General features: G+C 71.0%; 14 protein-coding genes. 10 read left to right on the forward strand and 4 right to left on the reverse strand.

What is annotated here, in order from left to right:
• The first annotated feature begins 30 nt into the window (after nucleotides 1-30).
• A complete protein-coding gene (locus ACWGH0_RS01740; RefSeq protein WP_453402112.1) occupies nucleotides 31-2001 on the forward strand; it encodes an ATP-dependent DNA helicase in 1971 nt (656 codons plus the stop codon).
• 174 nt (nucleotides 2002-2175) lie between these two features.
• On the opposite strand, the gene lexA is transcribed toward ACWGH0_RS01740, so the two are convergent.
• Nucleotides 2176-2961, reverse strand: coding sequence for a transcriptional repressor LexA (lexA, locus tag ACWGH0_RS01745; protein ID WP_453402113.1), 786 nt, complete (start codon nucleotides 2959-2961; stop codon nucleotides 2176-2178).
• 458 nt (nucleotides 2962-3419) lie between these two features.
• On the opposite strand from lexA, the gene nrdR reads away from it, so the two are divergent.
• Nucleotides 3420-3938, forward strand: coding sequence for a transcriptional regulator NrdR (gene nrdR, locus ACWGH0_RS01750; protein WP_138904347.1), 519 nt, complete (start codon nucleotides 3420-3422; stop codon nucleotides 3936-3938).
• 123 nt (nucleotides 3939-4061) lie between these two features.
• Entirely contained in the window at nucleotides 4062-6959 is a 2898-nt protein-coding gene (locus tag ACWGH0_RS01755; protein WP_453402114.1) for a vitamin B12-dependent ribonucleotide reductase, read from the forward strand.
• Between the two features lie 158 nt (nucleotides 6960-7117).
• Here ACWGH0_RS01755 and ACWGH0_RS01760 read toward each other — a convergent pair whose 3' ends face one another.
• A complete protein-coding gene (locus ACWGH0_RS01760; RefSeq protein WP_453402115.1) occupies nucleotides 7118-7642 on the reverse strand; it encodes a TerD family protein in 525 nt (174 codons plus the stop codon).
• Nucleotides 7643-7831: 189 nt separating this feature from the next.
• Here ACWGH0_RS01760 and ACWGH0_RS01765 point away from each other — a divergent pair, with 189 nt between their 5' ends.
• The 4 genes from ACWGH0_RS01765 (at nucleotide 7832) to ACWGH0_RS01780 (ending at nucleotide 12168) form a co-directional block, all read left to right on the forward strand.
• Complete coding sequence (locus ACWGH0_RS01765; RefSeq protein WP_453402116.1) at nucleotides 7832-8437, forward strand: YdbC family protein; 606 nt, start codon at nucleotides 7832-7834, stop codon at nucleotides 8435-8437.
• Nucleotides 8438-8591: 154 nt separating this feature from the next.
• The gene (locus ACWGH0_RS01770; protein ID WP_453402117.1) at nucleotides 8592-9266 is read left to right on the forward strand and encodes a histidine phosphatase family protein; all 675 of its coding nucleotides are present in this window, start codon (nucleotides 8592-8594) and stop codon (nucleotides 9264-9266) included.
• Nucleotides 9263-10171: an ADP-ribosylglycohydrolase family protein gene (locus ACWGH0_RS01775; RefSeq protein WP_453402118.1), complete on the forward strand. Its 909-nt coding sequence runs from the start codon at nucleotides 9263-9265 to the stop codon at nucleotides 10169-10171. The genes ACWGH0_RS01770 and ACWGH0_RS01775 overlap by 4 nt, the downstream gene beginning before the upstream one ends.
• 215 nt (nucleotides 10172-10386) lie before the next feature.
• Nucleotides 10387-12168 (forward strand): DUF4153 domain-containing protein, encoded by a 1782-nt coding sequence (locus ACWGH0_RS01780; protein ID WP_453402119.1) that lies wholly within the window; start codon nucleotides 10387-10389, stop codon nucleotides 12166-12168.
• A 149-nt stretch (nucleotides 12169-12317) separates the two neighbouring features.
• Here the strand turns inward: ACWGH0_RS01780 and ACWGH0_RS01785 are convergent, their stop codons facing one another.
• Nucleotides 12318-13874, reverse strand: coding sequence for an MFS transporter (locus ACWGH0_RS01785; protein WP_453402120.1), 1557 nt, complete (start codon nucleotides 13872-13874; stop codon nucleotides 12318-12320).
• 119 nt (nucleotides 13875-13993) lie between these two features.
• On the opposite strand from ACWGH0_RS01785, the gene ACWGH0_RS01790 reads away from it, so the two are divergent.
• From ACWGH0_RS01790 to ACWGH0_RS01800, 3 genes are all read left to right on the forward strand, one after another.
• Entirely contained in the window at nucleotides 13994-14623 is a 630-nt protein-coding gene (locus ACWGH0_RS01790; RefSeq protein ID WP_453402121.1) for a TetR/AcrR family transcriptional regulator, read from the forward strand.
• Between the two features lie 61 nt (nucleotides 14624-14684).
• A complete protein-coding gene (locus ACWGH0_RS01795; RefSeq protein WP_453402122.1) occupies nucleotides 14685-15395 on the forward strand; it encodes a ribonuclease HII in 711 nt (236 codons plus the stop codon).
• A 60-nt stretch (nucleotides 15396-15455) separates the two neighbouring features.
• Nucleotides 15456-16091 carry a hypothetical protein gene (locus ACWGH0_RS01800; protein ID WP_453402123.1) on the forward strand — a complete coding sequence of 212 codons (636 nt, stop codon included), beginning with the start codon at nucleotides 15456-15458 and terminating at the stop codon, nucleotides 16089-16091.
• 141 nt (nucleotides 16092-16232) lie between these two features.
• Here the strand turns inward: ACWGH0_RS01800 and ACWGH0_RS01805 are convergent, their stop codons facing one another.
• Nucleotides 16233-16862, reverse strand: a complete 630-nt coding sequence (locus ACWGH0_RS01805; RefSeq protein ID WP_453402124.1) for a hypothetical protein — start codon at nucleotides 16860-16862, stop codon at nucleotides 16233-16235.
• Between the last annotated feature and the right edge of the window lie 107 nt (nucleotides 16863-16969).

The raw sequence follows: 16969 nt of genomic DNA on the forward strand, positions 1-16969 counted from the left end.
GTCAGTGGTGCCCCGTAGGCTGGACGGGCTATGACGAAGCCCTCACTCCCCGAGCTCCTCCACGCCGCCGTCACCGCCGTCGGCGGCACGGAGCGGCCCGGCCAGGTCGCCATGACCGAGGCCGTGGCCGGAGCCATCGACGACAATGCCCACCTGCTCGTCCAGGCCGGCACCGGCACCGGAAAGTCGCTGGGCTACCTGGTGCCGGCCCTGGCCCACGGCGAGCGTGTCGTCGTGGCGACGGCGACCCTGGCTCTCCAGCGCCAGCTCGTGGAGCGTGATCTTCCGCGTACGGTCGAGGCGCTGCATCCGCTGCTGCGCCGGCGCCCCGAGTTCGCCATGCTCAAGGGGCGGTCGAACTACCTCTGCCTGCACCGGCTCCACGAGGGCGTGCCGCAGGAGGAGGAGGACGGCCTCTTCGACCAGTTCGAAGCCGCCGCCCCGACCAGCAAGCTCGGTCAGGACCTCCTGCGCATGCGGGACTGGGCCGACGAGACCGAGACGGGCGACCGCGACGACCTCACCCCCGGGGTGTCCGACCGGGCCTGGGGCCAGGTCTCCGTCTCCTCCCGCGAGTGCCTCGGAGCGTCGAAGTGCGCGTACGGGGCGGAATGCTTCGCCGAGGCGGCCCGGGAGCGCGCCAAGCTGGCCGACGTCGTGGTGACCAACCACGCCCTGCTCGCCATCGACGCCATCGAGGGCGCGCCGGTGCTCCCGCAGCACGAGGTGCTGATCGTCGACGAGGCGCACGAGCTCGTGTCCCGGGTGACCGGGGTGGCGACCGGCGAACTCAGCCCCGGTCAGGTCAACCGGGCGGTGCGCCGCGCGGCCAAGCTGGTGAACGAGAAGGCCGCCGACGCCCTCCAGACGGCCGCGGAGTCCTTCGAGCGGCTCATGGAGCTGGCGCTGCCCGGGCGCCTGGAGGAGATCCCCGAGGATCTCGGGTACGCCCTGATGTCGCTGCGGGACGCCGCCCGCACCGTCATCTCCGCCATCGGGTCGACCCGCGACAAGTCCGTCCAGGACGAGGACGCGGTGCGCAAGCAGGCGCTCGCGGCCGTCGAGAGCGTCCACGCCGTCGCGGAGCGCATCGCTAACGGTTCCGAGTACGACGTCGTCTGGTTCGAGCGGCACGAGCGCTACGGCGCCTCCCTGCGCGTCGCCCCGCTCTCGGTGTCGGGGCTCCTGCGGGAGAAGCTCTTCAGCGAGCGGTCGGTCGTCCTGACCTCCGCCACGCTCAAGCTCGGCGGCGACTTCAACGGGGTCGGGGCGTCGCTCGGCCTGTCGCCGGAGGGCACCGAGGGGGAGGACGTCCCGGTCTGGAAGGGGCTGGACGTCGGCTCGCCCTTCGACTACCCCAAGCAGGGCATCCTCTACGTCGCCCGCCACCTGGCCACCCCCGGCCGCGAGGGCTCGCGGGGCGACATGATGGACGAGCTGGCCGAATTGGTCGAGGCGGCGGGGGGCCGCACGCTCGGGCTCTTCTCGTCCATGCGGGCGGCGAAGGCGGCGGCGGAGGAGCTGCGCGGCAGGCTCGACACGCCGATCCTGCTCCAGGGCGAGGAGACGCTCGGAGAGCTGATCAAGTCGTTCGCCGCGGACCCGAAGACGTGCCTGTTCGGGACGCTGTCGCTGTGGCAGGGCGTGGACGTGCCGGGGCCGAGCTGCCAGCTCGTCGTCATGGACCGCATTCCGTTCCCCCGGCCGGACGATCCGCTGATGAGCGCCCGGCAGAAGGCCGTCGAGGAGGCCGGCGGCAACGGCTTCATGGCCGTGGCGGCCACCCATGCGGCCCTGCTGATGGCTCAGGGCGCGGGACGGCTCGTACGGGCCTCGGGGGACCGCGGCGTCGTCGCCGTACTGGATCCGAGGCTGGCGAACGCCCGGTACGGGAGCTACCTGCGGGCGTCGCTGCCGGACTTCTGGTACACCACGGACCGTAACCAGGTCCGCCGCTCCCTCTCCGCGATCGACGCGGCGGCCGCAGCCGCCGGGAAGTAGCCGCAGGCGCAGCAGTCGGCACAGCGGGCAACCGGCACGGGAAGCAGTCGGCACGGCGGGCCGTTCGGGGCGCCGCCGTGCACGGGCTCGTCCGGTGCCGTACGCACACGAACAAACGGGCCCCCGGAACCGGCGCAGTGGGTTCCGGGGGCCCGGTCCTTGACCGGCGGGGTGTCACACCCGTCGCAGCACTGCCACGACCTTGCCGAGAATCGTCGCCTCGTCGCCGGGGATCGGCTGGTAGGCGGCGTTGTGCGGGAGCAGCCACACGTGCCCGTCCTCGCGCTTGAACCGCTTCACCGTGGCCTCGCCGTCCAGCATCGCGGCCACGATGTCGCCGTTCTCGGCGACCGGCTGGCGGCGTACCGTCACCCAGTCGCCGTCACAGATCGCCGCTTCGATCATCGAGTCGCCGACGACCTTGAGGACGAAGAGCTCACCGTCGCCCACGAGCTGCCGGGGGAGCGGGAAGACGTCCTCCACCGACTCCTCGGCGAGGATGGGGCCACCGGCCGCGATCCGGCCGACCAGGGGGACGTACGACGCGGCGGGCTTGCCGGCCGTGTCGGTGGGCTGGGTGCTCGGCTGGTCCGTACCCCGCACCTCGTACGCCCGGGGGCGATGCGGGTCGCGGCGCAGGAAGCCCTTGCGCTCCAGGGCCATCAGCTGGTGGGCCACGGAAGAGGTGCTGGAGAGGCCCACCGCCTGACCGATCTCGCGCATGGACGGCGGGTATCCTCGCCGTTGCACCGAGTCCCTGATGACCTCGATGACCCGCCGTTGCCGATCAGTGAGGCCGGAACTGTCCGCCCGGATTCCTGGAGGTCGGCCGGGCAGCGAGCGTGAGGGCTTGGGGCCCTCCGGATGTGTGGCTGCTTCGTTCATGGCATGCACCGGCTCGAGTCGGCTCTGGGATCGGTCCTGGGCAGTGATGGTGGCACTGTCGGCGGTGGTGGTCACGTCGGCCCCTCTCGCGATGGTCTCTCTCCCTGGTTTGCACAACGGTAGTTGCTTTCGAAAGGTTGCGCCAAACACACGTTCGAGTGAAAAAGCGCAGAATGCCTTTCTCGAACGCGCGACGGGGTGTATGAGAGGGCCTTTCGGCCGAATGGCAATTCGGGCCATTACGGTAACCTTCGCGGCCGGGCCGAAGGCGGGTGGGGGGCTGTCAGCGTGTCGGCCGGGCGGTGGGTGCACGGCGTGAGCGGCCGTGGACGTCGCGACACGCGCGAAGTGCGAAAAAAGCACCAGACCCTAGATCTAGTAGTCGCATGGCTACAGCTGCCCACAAGTTGTGGTCCAAGTGGGTCCCCCGGTCCGCCGGACCCCTCCCATCACCTATGCTGGTGACCGCTTCGAAGGGCCCCCGGTGGGGCTGCCGAGGCTATTCAGTCGTGCTGTGAGGGAGGGTTCGGATCATGCACTGCCCCTTCTGCAGGCACCCCGACAGTCGCGTCGTCGACAGTCGCACCACGGACGACGGAACGTCGATTCGCAGGCGCCGTCAGTGCCCCGACTGCTCCCGTCGTTTCACGACGGTCGAGACCGCCTCGCTGATGGTGATCAAGCGCAGCGGTGTGACCGAACCGTTCAGCCGTACCAAGGTCATCTCCGGCGTGCGCAAGGCGTGCCAGGGGCGGCCGGTCACCGAGGACGCCCTCGCCAAGCTCGGCCAGCGGGTCGAGGAGGCGGTGCGCGCCACCGGGAGCGCCGAGCTGACCACCCATGACGTGGGGCTGGCCATACTCGGCCCACTGCGGGAACTCGACCTCGTCGCGTACCTGCGCTTCGCGTCCGTGTACCGGGCGTTCGACTCGCTAGAGGACTTCGAGGCCGCCATCGCGGAGCTCCGCGAGGAGCGGCCACCTGTGAACGATTGCGATTGCGGGCCCGGCGCGACCCCCGAGGTCCCCGTGCCCGCCGCTGCCGCCGACTGACCGACGGCGGCTGACCAGACCCGTCCCGGCGCCTCTTCGCGGCGTCCGGGACAGCAGACACACAACGTGCCCTGGGAAGAACTGGGCGCGTAAGAGCGTTTTTGTACGTATATGGGAGGCGGCATGACAGAGACGGCGAGCGGCGCGGCACGAGGTTCCCGTACCAAGGGAGCGAAGTCCGGCAAGGGCCTGCGCATCGAGCGCATCCACACCACGCCCGGCGTGCATCCGTACGACGAGGTCGTCTGGGAGCGTCGTGACGTCGTCATGACCAACTGGCGCGACGGCTCGGTCAACTTCGAGCAGCGTGGCGTCGAGTTCCCCGACTTCTGGTCGGTGAACGCGGTCAACATCGTCACCAGCAAGTACTTCCGCGGGGCTGTCGGTACGCCTCAGCGCGAGACCGGTCTGCGCCAGCTGATCGACCGGATCGTGAAGACGTACCGGAAGGCCGGTGAGGACTACAACTACTTCGCCTCTCCCGCCGACGCCGAGATCTTCGAGCACGAGCTCGCCTACGCCCTCCTGCACCAGATCTTCAGCTTCAACTCGCCGGTCTGGTTCAACGTCGGCACGCCCCAGCCGCAGCAGGTCTCCGCCTGCTTCATCCTGGCCGTCGACGACTCCATGGAGTCGATCCTCGACTGGTACAAGGAAGAGGGCATGATCTTCAAGGGCGGCTCCGGCGCCGGCCTGAACCTCTCCCGGATCCGCTCCTCCAAGGAGCTGCTCTCCTCCGGCGGCAACGCCTCCGGCCCGGTCTCCTTCATGCGGGGCGCCGACGCCTCCGCAGGAACGATCAAGTCGGGCGGCGCCACGCGGCGCGCGGCCAAGATGGTCGTCCTCGACGTCGACCACCCCGACATCGAGGACTTCATCGAGACCAAGGTCAAGGAGGAGGAGAAGATCCGCGCCCTGCGTGACGCGGGCTTCGACATGGACCTGGGCGGCGACGACATCACGTCCGTCCAGTACCAGAACGCCAACAACTCGGTGCGCGTGAACGACGAGTTCATGAACGCGGTCGAGACGGGCGGCAAGTTCGGCCTGCGCGCCCGCATGACGGGCGAGGTCATCGAGGAGGTCGACGCCAAGTCGCTCTTCCGCAAGATGGCCGAGGCCGCCTGGGCCTGCGCCGACCCCGGCATCCAGTACGACGACACCATCAACAACTGGCACACCTGCCCCGAGTCCGGCCGGATCACCGCGTCGAACCCGTGCAGCGAGTACATGCACCTGGACAACACCTCGTGCAACCTGGCCTCGCTGAACCTGATGAAGTTCCTCAAGGACGACGGCAAGGGCAACCAGTCCTTCGAGTCCGAGCGGTTCGCCAAGGTCGTCGAGCTGGTCATCACCGCGATGGACATCTCCATCTGCTTCGCGGACTTCCCGACGCAGAAGATCGGCGAGAACACCCGCGCCTTCCGTCAGCTGGGCATCGGCTACGCCAACCTGGGCGCCCTGCTCATGGCGACCGGTCACGCGTACGACAGCGACGGCGGCCGTTCGCTCGCCGGCGCCATCACCTCGCTGATGACGGGCACGTCGTACCGGCGCTCCGCCGAGCTGGCCGCGGTCGTCGGCCCGTACGACGGCTACGCCCGCAACGCCGAGCCCCACAAGCGCGTCATGAAGCAGCACTCCGACGCCAACGCCGTCGCCCCGCGCGTCGACGACCTCGACTCGCCGATCTGGGCCGCCGCCACGGAGGCCTGGCAGGACGTCCTGCGCCTCGGCGAGAAGAACGGCTTCCGCAACGCGCAGGCCTCGGTCATCGCGCCCACCGGCACCATCGGTCTCGCGATGTCCTGCGACACCACCGGCCTTGAGCCCGACCTCGCGCTGGTCAAGTTCAAGAAGCTGGTCGGCGGCGGCTCGATGCAGATCGTCAACGGCACCGTGCCGCAGGCGCTGCGTCGGATGGGCTACCAGGAGGAGCAGATCGAGGCGATCGTCGCCCACATCGCCGAGCACGGCAATGTGATCGACGCGCCCGGCCTGAAGACCGAGCACTACGAGGTCTTCGACTGCGCGATGGGCGAGCGTTCCATCTCCGCGATGGGCCACGTCCGCATGATGGCGGCCATCCAGCCGTGGATCTCCGGCGCGCTCTCCAAGACGGTGAACCTGCCGGAGACGGCCACCGTGGAGGACGTCGAAGAGGTCTACTTCGAGGCGTGGAAGATGGGCGTCAAGGCGCTCGCGATCTACCGTGACAACTGCAAGGTCGGCCAGCCCCTCTCCGCCAAGACCAAGGACGTCAAGGCCGAGGTCACGGAGAAGACCGAGGAGACGATCCGCGCCGCGGTCGAGAAGGTCGTCGAGTACCGCCCGGTGCGCAAGCGCCTCCCCAAGGGCCGCCCGGGGATCACCACCTCCTTCACCGTGGGTGGCGCCGAGGGCTACATGACCGCCAACTCCTACCCGGACGACGGTCTCGGTGAGGTCTTCCTGAAGATGTCCAAGCAGGGTTCGACCCTCGCGGGCATGATGGACGCCTTCTCGATCGCCGTCTCGGTCGGTCTGCAGTACGGCGTGCCGCTGGAGACGTACGTCTCGAAGTTCACGAACATGCGCTTCGAGCCGGCCGGCATGACGGACGACCCGGACGTGCGGATGGCGCAGTCGATCGTCGACTACATCTTCCGCCGTCTGGCGCTGGACTTCCTGCCCTTCGAGACCCGCTCGGCGCTCGGCATCCACTCCGCCGAGGAGCGTCAGCGTCACCTGGAGACCGGTTCGTACGAGCCGTCCATGGACGACGACGACGTCGACGTCGAGGGTCTGGCCCAGTCCGCGCCGCGCCAGACGGAGGCGCCGAAGCCGGTGGCCGCCGCCCCCAAGGCGGAGGCCGTGCCGGAGCAGAAGCAGGCGCCGCACACCTCGGCGGAACTCGTCGAGATGCAGCTCGGCATCAGCGCGGACGCGCCGCTGTGCTTCTCCTGCGGTACGAAGATGCAGCGCGCGGGCAGCTGCTACATCTGCGAGGGCTGCGGCTCGACCAGCGGTTGCAGCTGATCCGAGGCAGCATCCTGATGTGAACGCACGGCTGTGAACGCACGGCTCAGGGCGGTGGCGGCGGGTTTCCCGGCGCCACCGCCCTCGGCGTCCGTGGGGCCCGGTCGGCCGGCCGGTCCTCGGTGTTCGGCCGGCCGGTCCGCGCGCCCGGCCGTCGGTCAGGCTGCTCCCATGGTGGCGACGAAGGTGTTCGGATCGGTGTCGAAACCACGCACCGACCGGCGGAAGTCCCAGCCTCCCGAGGTGTTCCTCGTGAATTCCGCGATGGTGGCGGCGGTCGAGGCGGACACGTCGGCGAAACCGTCCTCCGCGAGCACGGTGTACCCCTCGCGGATGCGAAACCCCGCATTCCCTATGGCGCCGAACGCCGTCCTGCCGCCGCCCTGTTGGATCGCGACGCCCACCACCACCCGGGCGTACGCCGGTGCCAGCCGGCCCAGCTCCAGCGTCATGGCCTCGTCGAAGCCGAAGCCCTGGCCGTCCCGGCTGTCCCTGTTGAGGGTGATGGTGCCGTCCGGCGAACGGCTGTCGAAGTGCACGATGTAAGCGGGGCTGCCGTGCGGGTCCTCGACGGTGTACGTCGCAGCGATGAGGTCGAGGTCGTGCGCCGGTTCCCCCATGGGACTGGGGTCCCACCTCAGCGTCACTTCGACCTTGCCGACCCCTTTGTTGAGACTGCCCACCGGTCTTCCCCTCCCTCGGGGCCCCGCCGGATCCCACCGGCGATGGCCACGCGACTGTGCACCTGGCACCAGGCTAGCCCCGAGCACCGACAACTGGCCTCGCGCCGAGGCCCGTTCGGCGCGGCTCCGCCGGGGGCAAGTGCCGCGCGGACGTGACGGGGCGCGCGTTCCTGGCCGTACGATGGCGCGGTGCTGGTCAAGTGGATTCGCTGCACAGTGATCGACCGTCGGGGCTTTGAGCGGGGGCAGCGGAAGTGGGCGGGGCTGCTGGGGGAACCGGGATTCCGGGGGCAGGGCGGCGGCTGGAGCCGTGAGCGGCCGGGGGTGGCGCACATCTTCTCCTTCTGGGAGAGCCGTGCGTTCTACGACTCGTTCATGGCCCGCTCGCACGACCGGCTCGCCGCCGCCCAGTCGGGTACGTACAAGAACGTCCAGGTCGGACTCTTCGACTACCGCTTCGACATCAAGACGGGCTTCGAACCGCGCTTCACGGACGCCGACGTCGTGCGGGTCGCGCACTGCACGGTGCGCGAGGGCCGGGTGGAGCACTTCGCGCTGATGCAGGAGAAGGTCTGGAATCCCGCGATGGCGGGGTCGCCCGGCATGCTGCGGGGGCTGTTCGGCGAGGCGCCCGGCAACGAGTTCCTGGTGCTGTCGATGTGGCAGTCCGCCGCCGAGCACGGGAAGTACCGCGCCGAGCGGGTGGAGCGCCTGTCGCTGCGGGCGCAGACCGACGCCGACGTGGCGGGACTCTCGGGCGCCGTCGTACAACTGGATCCGGCCTGGACGGTGTGAGCGTGGATCCGGCCTGGACGGTGTGAGCGCACGCGCGGGCGGGGCGGGCGCCGGTCGCTTGCTGCGCCGGCGTCCCGACGGGCGGATACGCTGGAGGAAGGTGGGGCGGCTGCCCGGCTGAGCCGCATCCGATCTCACGCTTTAGGGTTTCGGCATGGCACGACCGCGGCGCATCGTCCTCGTCCGGCACGGGGAGTCGGAGGGCAACGCCGACGACTCGGTGTACGAGCGTGAGCCCGACCACGCGCTGAGACTCACCGCGACCGGGCTGCGCCAGGCACAGGAGACCGGCGAACGGCTGCGCGAGCTCTTCGGCGACGAGCGGATCAGCGCCTACGTCTCGCCGTACCGCCGCACGCACGAGACCTTCGCCGCCTTCGGACTCGACCCGGAGCGGGTGCGGGTCCGGGAGGAGCCGCGGCTGCGCGAGCAGGACTGGGGGAACTGGCAGGACCGCGACGACGTACGGCTGCAGAAGGCGTACCGGGACGCGTACGGGCACTTCTTCTACCGCTTCGCGCAGGGCGAGTCCGGCGCCGACGTGTACGACCGCGTCGGGGCCTTCCTGGAAAGTCTCTTCCGCAGCTTCGAGGCGCCCGACCACCCGCCCAACGTGCTGATCGTCACCCACGGCCTCACCATGCGGCTGTTCTGCATGCGCTGGTTCCACTGGACGGTGGCGGATTTCGAGTCTCTGCGCAATCCGCGCAACGGCGAAACGCGGTCGCTGGTGCTGGGGGAGGACGGCCGATACGCCCTCGACCGGCCGTTCGAGCGCTGGCGGGCTCCCGAGCCGTACGGCTGTCCGGATAGAGTGGCCGAGCGATGACCGCTGACTCCTTCACCGTCCGGCGCTTCGAACGCGCCGTGGCCAGCCTGCGTGGGCTGTGCCTGGGAGACGCCCTGGGCTCCCAGTTCTTCGTTCCCGTGAACTATCCGCTGCTCAAGAGCCGCGAGCTGCCGCCCGCTCCGTGGCAGTGGACCGACGACACCGAGATGGCGTGCTCGGTCCTGGCCGTGCTCGCCGAACACGGCCGTATCGACCAGGACGCGCTCGCCCGCTCCTTCGCGGAGCACCACGACTTCGACCGGGGCTACGGTCCCGCCGTCAACCGGATGCTCCGGCTGATCAGGGAGGGCGCCGACTGGCGCGAACTCGCGGCGGCGCTGTTCAAGGGGCAGGGCTCCTGGGGCAACGGCGCGGCGATGCGCATCGCGCCGCTCGGGGCCTGGTACGCGGACGACCCCGAGCAGGCCACTCATCAGGCCGAGATCTCGGCGTACGTCACACATCAGCACCGTGAGGCGGTCGTGGGCGCGATGGCCGTCGCCGCCGCCGCCGCGCTGGCCGCCGCTCCCGGCGGGCCGCCGACGCCGACCGAACTGCTCGACGGGGTGATCGCGCTCGTTCCCCGCAGCGCCGTGGGGGCCGGCCTCCGCCGCGCCCGGGACATGCTCGACTACGGCGACGCGGGGACGGTGGCCGCGGTGCTGGGTTGCGGACGGCGTACGAGCGCCCACGACACCGTGCCGTTCGCCCTGTGGTCGGCCGCCCGGTCGCTGGGCGACTACGAGCAGGGTTTCTGGGTCACCGCGCAGGTGGGCGGCGACGTGGACACGACCTGCGCCATCTTCGGCGGTGTCGTCGGCGCGGGGAAGGCCGGAGCGCCGCCGGCCGCCTGGCTGGAGCGGACCGAGGAGCTGCCGGAATGGGTTCCGGCCCAGGCGCTCTGACGCGGCGGTCCTTCCGGTGCCTTCGCCGGATTCGCCGGTTCCGTGACTGTCACGGTCCTGCCACAGCCCCCTTCTCCCACCGCCGTAACCGGCCTCCGGAGCTAGTCTGACGGGCCACGCCGCCCTGTTGATCATGTCGGGCGTGCGCTCACACGACACCGGGCTCCGGCCGCGGCACCCTGCCGTCCTTCCCCGCCCGGTCGGGAGGGGGTCCCGTGTCCGATACGCCGTCCGATACGCCAGCAACGCCATCCGCCTCGTCGACGCCGCCGTCCACGCTGCCCGAGCAGTTCGACCCGTCGACCTCGACCGAGCCGTCCGAGCCGTCTGAACCGTCCGGGCAGGCCGACGTCGGCAGCGCTGCGCAACCCGCACCGCAGGGCCCGGCCCCCGCTGCTCCCGCCGCCATGTCGTACCGGGAGCAGCACAGCAGGGCGACGCAGCCCCAGCGGTACCAGCCCTGGCCGCCGCCCCCGCCCGCCCCGCGACAGCCGCCGGGCCCGCCGAAGTGGGTGACCGACGTACGGCCCGAGGCTCCGGCCGCGATCCGCCCCGCCACGTTCGTGGCCGCCCTGGTCACCGCCCTGCTGAGCACACTGCTGCTCGGCGAGGGCCTGGGGCCGAACCTGCTGGTCGTAGCCGTGCCGGCCGCGGTCGCCGCGTACTTCGCCGCCCGTGCGGCGGGCCGCCGCCTCCGGCCCTGGACGCTCGTCTGGGCGCTCGGCGGTCTGGCTCTGCTGGTGATTCCGGCGCTGCGCGACGCGGGGTGGCCGACGTTCCTCGCGGTCAGCTCGGCGCTGGCGCTCGGATCGCTCGCGCTGCACGGCAGCCGGACCTGGGCCGGCGTCCTGGCCGGCTCGCTGGGCATCTTCGGTTCGCTCGGCTCCGGTCCGGCGTGGGCCTGGCGCGGGCTGCGGGAGCGGGCGGAGGCGTCCCGGGGCCGCTGGGCGCCCGTGGTGCGTACGACGCTGGTCGCCGTCGTACTGCTCGTCGTCTTCGGCACGCTCTTCGCCTCCGCGGACGCCGCGTTCGCGGATCTGCTCGGCGGTCTGACGCCCGACGTCTCCGTGGCCGACGGCCCCTGGCGCGCGTTCCTCTTCGCGCTCGGCCTCCTGGGGGCCCTCGCCGCCGCCCGCACCGCCGCCGCGCCGAAGCGGTGGGACCGGCTCGAGATACGCCCGGGGCGTGCGCGAGGCCGTACGGAATGGGCTCTTCCGCTGGTCGTGCTCAATCTCCTGTTCGCCGCCTTCATCGCGGTCCAGCTCGCCGTGCTGTTCGGCGGCTACGACAAGGTGCTCAGCGAGACCGGGCTGACGTACGCCGAGTACGCGCGTCAGGGTTTCTGGCAGTTGCTCTGGGCCACCCTGCTGGTCCTCCTGGTCATCGCCCTCGCTCTGCGCTGGGCTCCGCGCGGCGAGGCACGCGACCGCACCCTGGTGCGGTCGGTGCTCGGCACGCTGTGCGTACTGACGCTGGTCGTCGTCGCCTCCGCACTGCGCCGGATGGACCTGTACGTCGACGCGTACGGCCTGACCAGGCTGCGCGTCTCGGTGGCCGCGGTCGAACTGTGGCTGGGCCTGGTGATCGTACTGATCATGGCGGCAGGGGTGCTGGGAGCCCGCTGGCTGCCGCGCGCGGTCGCCGCGAGCGCGGCGGCGGCCGTGCTCGCCTTCGGCCTGCTCTCGCCGGACGGGCTGGTCGCCGAGCAGAACGTGGCGCGCTCCCGTACCAGCGAAAAGCTCGACGTGCACTACTTCCAGGACCTGTCCGCGGACGCCGTACCGGCCCTGGACACGTTGCCGGAGCCGCAGCGTTCCTGTGCGCTGGTGGGCATCGCGGAGCGGCTGGACGGGGAGGACGAGCCCTGGTTCGCGACGAGCCTCGGTGTGGCGCGGGCGCGTGACATTCTCGCGGCGCGCCCGCTGGAGGTCGACGAGGCCGAGTGCCGCAGGCTCGGCACGTACGGCAGCGAGCGCTGGCTGTACGACGAGTACTGACCGGGACGGGCGGACGGCGGAGCCGCGTGTCCGCCGCCCCCGCCGGGACCGGCTCGGCGGACAGGCGGGCCGCAGCCGGACCTGTCCGCAGGCGGGGCGGAGCCGGAACGCGGCTCCGCCCCTCTGCTGATCCGTACGCGCCGGCTGCCTCAGACCGCTCCGGGGCCCGCCGCGCCCGCCGTCCCGTTCAGTGCCTCCAGGTCGCTCTTGCGCACCCGGATGACGAACAGCGAGACGACCACGGCGAGCGCCACCAGGCCGACGCCCGCCCAGAAGGCCGTCGCGATGCCCTCGGCCAGGACCTGGTGGCCCCAGGGGGCCGGCAGTTCGTGCGTCCTGGCGAAAGCTTCCTGCTGGGCCGGGGCCGCCTCGGCGAGGAACGACGGCATCTGCCGCTCGGCCTCGTCACGGCCGGCGGTGCCGAAGACCGTCATGAGAATCGACAGCCCCAGGGAACCACCCACCATCTGCGTGGCGTTGAGCAGACTGGAAGCCGCTCCCGAATCCTGCTGGGCCACACCCGACACCGCTGTGAGGGTCGCCGTGACGAAGACCAGACCCATGCCGAAACCGAACAGCAGCATCGGACCGAGCACGCCGCCCAGGTACGAACTCGCCGGATCGATGGCGGTCAGCCAGGCCATGCCCGATCCGCTGAGCACCGCGCCCGCGACCAGGAACGGCTTGGGGCCGAGCACCGGGAGCAGCTTCGAGGAGAGACCCGCACCGATCACGATCATGACGGTCACCGGCAGGAACGCCAGGCCTGCGGAGATCGGGCTGTACCCCAGTACGTTCTGCACGAACAGGACGATGAAGAAGAACATGCCGAACATCGCCGCGCCGAGGCTCATCATGATCGCGTACGTGCCCGAGCGGTTGCGGTCGGCGAACATCCGCAGCGGGGTGATCGGTTCGGGCACCCGCCGTTCGTTGAACACGAACGCGATCAGCAGGACGACGGCCACGCCGAACGAGCCCAGCGTGAGTCCGTCCCGCCATCCGTCGTCCGCCGCGCGGATGAACCCGTACACGAGCGCCGCCATGCCCACGGTCGAGGTGAGCGCGCCCATGAGGTCGAAGCGGCCGGAATGCCGCTCCGACTCGTTGATGAACACCGGGGACAGAACCGCGATGAGCACGCCGATCGGCAGATTGACGTAGAACACCCAGCGCCAGTCGAGCCATTCGGTGAGCATGCCGCCGGCCAGCAGCCCGATCGCGGCGCCGCTGGCCGAGACGGCGGCGAAGATGCCGAACGCCCGGTTGCGCTCGGGGCCTTCGCGGAACGTCGTGGTGATCAGGGCGAGCGCGGTCGGCGAGGCGATGGCGCCGCCCACGCCCTGGAGCGCCCGAGCGGCGAGCATCTGCCACGGTTCCTGCGCGATGCCGCACACCAGAGAGGCGAAGGTGAAGAGCAGGACGCCGAGGACGAACACGCGCCTGCGGCCGAGGATGTCCCCCGCCCGGCCGCCGAGCAGCAGCAGCCCGCCGAACGTCAGGGTGTAGGCGTTGACCACCCAGGACAGGTCGGTCGTGCTGAACGAGAGGGCGGTCTGGATGTCCGGAAGCGCGATGTTCACAATCGTGCTGTCGAGTACCACCATGAGCTGGAGAGCCGCTATGACGGTGAGCGCGATCCCTGGACGGCCCTGACGGCGGGCGGCACCCGGCCGGTGCGCTGTCGCCAACGGAGAGGTGGTCACTGTGTCCCCCCACAAGTGAATTAGTGAACGGGTGCGTTCACTGTCATGCAAACGGTAGGGATTCCCCCTCAGTGAACGCAAGCGTTCACTGAGCCCTTGTCCTCAACGGAGAGTAAAAGATGGCCACTTCGCGCTGGACCGCCGCCGCTGCCGAGGTGCAGCCGGTCTCACTGCGCCGCCGCGGACTCGTACTGGAGCGGGCGATCCTCGACTCCGCCCTGGAGCAGTTGAGTACGGTCGGCTGGAACGCGCTCACCATGGAGGGCGTCGCGGCGGGCGCGCAGACCGGCAAGGCCGCGATCTACCGGCGCTGGCCGTCGAAGGAGGACCTCGTCGCGGACGCCCTGCGGTCCGCGCTGCCGGTACTCGACCAGGTTCCGGACGGGGGCAGCATCCGTGAAGATCTCTACGAGCTCTGCCGGCAGGTCCGCGGAGCGATGTTCTCCACGTCGGGCTCCGCGCTGCGCTCGGTCATTCACGAATGCGACAGCGAGCTCGCCGAGCGGTTCCACGGAGTGATCGTCCGACAAGTGATCGAACCCTCGAACCGGCTCTTCCGTGAGGCCGTACGCCGGGGTGTCGAGCGGGGTGACGTCCGCCCCGACGCGACGAGCGACCTGCTCTTCGATGTCGTCCCGGGACTCTTGATGTACCGCTCGAAGGTGTGCGGCAGCGAATGGCCGGACGAGGAGATCGCCGAGATGGTCGACCGGATCATGGTGCCGCTGCTGCGCCCGACGGGCGGCTGAGCGCGGGGAGCGGGCCCGGGGTGTCGCGGGCGTCCCCCGGCGGCGTAACCTGGCAGGCGCCATGCCGTACGAACCACCCACTCACACCGTCGAGCGCTCACTGCGCGCCACCACCGGGGCCAAGATCATCGCTGGTGTCGACGAAGTCGGGCGCGGAGCATGGGCCGGACCCGTCACCGTGTGCGCGGCCGTCACCGGCCTGCGCCGCCCACCCGACGGCCTCACCGACTCCAAGCTGATCAGCCCGAAGCGCCGTACCGAGCTCGCCGCGGTCCTGGAGAAGTGGGTCACCGCGCACGCCGTCGGCCATTCCTCTCCCGAGGAGATCGACGCGCTCGGCATGACCGCCGCGCTGCGGCTCGCCGCCGTACGGGCCCTGGAGGCGTTGCCGGTGCGGCCGGACGCCGTGATCCTCGACGGCAAGCACGACTACCTCGGGCAGCCGTGGAAGGTCCGTACGGTGATCAAGGGCGACCAGTCCTGCATCGCGGTGGCGGCCGCCTCAGTGATCGCCAAGGTGCGGCGGGACGCGATGATGGCCGAACTGGAGCACGGGTCCGAGGAGTTGGCCCCCTATGCTTTCTCGGCCAACGCGGGATATCCCTCGCCCGTGCACAAGGCGGCACTGGCGGAGCGCGGGCCCTCCCCGTACCACCGGCTCTCCTGGATCTACCTCGACGCGCTGCCCCAGTGGGCGCATCTCAAGAAGACCCGGATCTCGGCGGAGGCCGCCGCTCTGGAAAGCGGGGGCCAACTCGGCTTCGATTTCTGATCGCACGCATGTACCCACCCGCTGCTGCGTTCAGCGGTGACATTTGATAGACATCCACTCATGCCTCTCTCCCCCGAGGAGCCTCAGATTCACGAGAGCGCCCAGGGTCCCCGCGTCACTCCGGCCACCGGCCGTCCCGCGACGACCCCCCGTCCCGTACCCGGTCCGCGCACCGCGGCCACGCCGCGTCCCGGACGTCCCGTACCCGGTCCCGGCCCGGTCCGTCCCGCGCCCGCCGCTCAGCGGTCGCACACGCCCGGTGGCCGGTCCCCGTCCCCGCGGCCGGAGAGCCGTCCCGGGCCGCAGATCCAGCTGATCCCCGCCCCGGCGGGCGGTGCGCTCGACGCCGCCGACGAGGCGGTCGACGTGCTGCTCGACGCGGGCCGCGCGCCGGGCGACATCCTGGTGCTCACCACGGGCGAGCAGCACCCGTGGGCGGCCCACGAGCTGTCCTTCGGCGAAGCGTCCTACTGGGCGCAGCAGGACGCCCGTGACGACGTCTTCTACGCGAACGCCGCCGCCGTGGAGCGGGCCGTCGCCCGGCCCGTGGTCGTCGTCGCGGTCAACGGCGAGGCGGGCGACGGCGACGACGCCGTGAACCGTGCGCTGCCGGTGGCCAAGGCGCGCGCGGGCACGCTGCTGATCGTGTGCGGCGACCCGCAGCGGGTCAACTCCGCGCTGGGCGCGGGCGTCTGAGCCGCACCGGCTGAGCGCGACGTCGCGTGACGTCGTGCGACCGCGTACCGGGCGTACGTTCCGTGCGCCCGCCCTCGCGTGCCGCGCCGGACGCGAGGAGCGTGCGGTACGGACGGGAAGTGCGTGGCTGCGCGGCGCTCGTCAGCGGGCCGCCACCCGCCGCAGTGCTTCCGCCGCCCCGCCGCCCGAGCGCGGTGGGGGCGGCTCGGCCTCGGCGGCGGCTTCCGCCAGGCCGGACGGACGTGAATCGGTGCTCGGGCGACGGCCGCCACGGCCTTCGCCCAGCACCTGCCATCCGCCGCGTGTCAGCGTGATGTACGCGCCGCAGCGCAGCCCGTGTAGTGTGCAAGCGTCCCGCAGCCCCCACATCCAGGCCCCGTCCTCCTCCGTCCACCGCTCGTCCCCGTCGCGGCAGTAGAGCAGCACCGCGGTCCGTACGGGCGTGCGGCGGCGCAGGTCGTGCGGGACGACCCGGCGCAGGTGCGCGAGCAGGGCGTTGCGGAACTCCCAACCGTCGGCAGGCACCGAGCGCCGCGCGAACGAGGCGCTGGCGGTGAGCCGCTCCTCGGAGTCGAGGACGGCGACGACCGCCGTGCCCGGCTGCGGGTGATGCCGTGCGTGCAGTCCGCTGACGACTTCGCGCGGATTGCGCAGCAGCGGGATGCCGGCGGCTGCCCACTCGGACGGTTCGAGCATCCGGCCGAGACGGCTGGCCGCGTCGGCCGACGCCGGGTGCAACGAGCCGGTGGACGGAGCGAATCCGAAGGTCACGGTCCTCCCTTCGCATACGCGCCCACAATGCGGGCAGGGTTGTCGGGCGCACCGCGGCACAGCCCATCCGGTCCGCGGGCGCGCCGTGCGGGGAGCGTTCCAATTCT

The sequence above is a fragment of the Streptomyces sp. NPDC054887 genome (assembly GCF_053610585.1).